Consider the following 2,323-nt stretch of genomic DNA (forward strand, 5'->3'; position numbering starts at 1 on the left):
TCGTTAGTTAATGTCAACTAAGTTTTTTTATTTCGTTTGTCGTGTTCTGCGTTATTGCATCGGCGACTTGTTCTATACTACACCTCTATTCAGTAATAGTCAATATTAATCTTTCACTTTTTTAGAAAAGATGAAACAGCTACTCATATTCCTCTTTATTTTTCATACATATATTTAAAATATCTGAAAGGGGTGTAGAGATTGTTCGACCCTCCCTTATTACACATCATCAATGCCCATTCAAGAAATCCACATTATCATAAGAATTTTCCTATCATACTATTTTGGAGCCAAAAAAGTGGTTGTACTTCTCTTGCCAAGTGGTTCTTTTACCAGATTGATTTATTACAAACAGCTCTAAGTTATAGCTCTTTCATTCATAATTATGAATATGATATATACAAAAATGCACCTGCCTATAGTCTACGACTAGGTATCGCGTTACGAGAAAAACAGAAAGAAACTTTTAAACTTGTTCGTAATCCTTATAAGAGAGCAGTCAGTTCCTTCGTATCCTTAATTGCACCTCCTTATATAGAAAATCCCCAATGGAAGCCCATCCGAAAGTTTCTATATCAAGATGAAAATTCCTCCAAAGGGCTCTCATTTAAACAATTTCTATACTATCTATTTATTAATCGTGCTCAGGCAAATGATATTAACCCGCATTTCACACAACAATATATAGCTAATGAAGAAGAATATGTGACCAATTATATATACTTAGAAAACTTTGATCAGGAAATAAAGGCATTAGAAAAACGCTTCGAATTAAAAACCGCTCCAATAAATACGTTCTCAACATCATGGCATCATCAAACTCCCGCCATGATCTATAAAGGAAATTTTAGCGAAGCAGATATTACTAATCCTTTATTTCCTCGCTACCCTACTTTCGAAAGTTTTTATGATACCGAATGTATACAACTCGTTCAAACAATATTTCAAAATGATTTCAATACGTATAGATATAGTAGAGAGTACCCATACTGATTTCAATCTATTATCTTTGCCAAATATAAAAAAAACACCTAATATATATAAGGTGTTTTTTATATTTAAACTATGTACAGCATGCTACTTAGCAGTCCTTACTATTCAAGTTATTTCTCTTTAATAGCCTACTTATTTTTTGCTTATCTGCCCATATCACTCCAAATAAAACTAAGCTACCGCCTATTACTATTCTCCACGTTAAAGATTCATTCAATAGAACAATTGAGGCAACGATACTTATTAACGGTAATGCATTTAAATATAATCCACTTACTGATGCCGAGACTGTCTCTAGTGCTCTATTCCAAAACCAATACGCTAAAATCGTTGCCCCGATAACAAGATACATTACACTAAATCCCGTCTTCCATGTTTCGATTTCTGGGAAACCATAGTAAAAAGTTTCTGCCATTGCAAATGGTAATAGAATAACAGCCCCAATAATTAAAGTTAATGTTGTAAAAACCTTGTTTAATAGATACTGTTCTTGATTTGGTCTTTTCAGCAATACTGTATAGAAAGCAAATAAGAAAGTGCTTAATAAAATAAGGATATCTCCTATTAAAGATACTTCCTGATCAACGTTACTAGATGGAATTGTAATAAGAAGTACTCCGACAACACCCAATGCAATACCTATCCAATAATTAAGCTGAATTTTTTCTTTCAAAAAGAACGCAGAAAACAGAATTGTAACTAACGGTAAAGCAGCATCAATAATACTAACATGCAATCCACTTGTTAAAGAAATACCGTAGGATGTGAACATAAAGTACCCAGCTACGCCAGTAAAAGATAGTAAACTCATTCTTTTCCACGGGACTTGTTTATGTGCAACTGATCTTTTTAATTGTTTAAATGAGAACAGCAAACAGATTCCACCAGCGAATAAAAGACGAATAAATAACAAAGTAAATGGCTGAATAGATTCTAATGCCCACTTTGTTGGTGCAATAGCTGTCCCCCATAATATAACAGCCATTAATAACATGCATATTTCTATCATAAAATCCCTCACACCTATCAAAAAATATATGTTAACTACCTTAATTATAGATTTTTTGATGGGTGAAATCCTTTAAAAACGAAAAAACATTATATGAAAAGTAAAATACTTTTAATCATACTACAACTTAATTAACATAAAAAGGTAATTCTTACCTTAAAAGAACATTTAAACATATACTTTATATATAACCCTTAACGGCATTATCGCCCAAAATTTATTTTAAACAGTCTTTATTTCATCCTTTTTCCTCTTTACGATTATTAAATGTATGGATTATGACATTTAATAAGTAAAAATAAACACAAAAAAACCTAAGTC

2 protein-coding genes are annotated in these 2,323 nt (G+C 31.5%); one reads left to right on the plus strand and one right to left on the minus strand.

Features of this window, described 5'->3' with window-relative positions:
- Positions 1-201: 201 nt before the first annotated feature.
- The gene (locus tag V7S50_RS33910; protein ID WP_242256842.1) at positions 202-993 is read left to right on the plus strand and encodes a sulfotransferase family 2 domain-containing protein; all 792 of its coding nucleotides are present in this window, start codon (positions 202-204) and stop codon (positions 991-993) included.
- Positions 994-1,081: 88 nt separating this feature from the next.
- Here the strand turns inward: V7S50_RS33910 and V7S50_RS33915 are convergent, their stop codons facing one another.
- On the minus strand, positions 1,082-2,002 hold the full coding sequence (locus V7S50_RS33915) for a DMT family transporter (protein ID WP_336376859.1): 921 nt from the start codon (positions 2,000-2,002) through the stop codon (positions 1,082-1,084).
- Between the last annotated feature and the right edge of the window lie 321 nt (positions 2,003-2,323).

Source organism: Bacillus sp. CCNWLW194 (assembly GCF_037120585.1).
Taxonomy (GTDB): Bacteria; Bacillota; Bacilli; order Bacillales; family Bacillaceae_G; genus Bacillus_A; species Bacillus_A basilensis.

Bases quoted from the DNA above. Each gene is read 5' to 3' on its own strand.
- V7S50_RS33915 (WP_336376859.1), bottom strand. From the start codon at position 2,002: ATGATAGAAATATGCATGTTATTAATGGCTGTTATATTATGGGGGACA.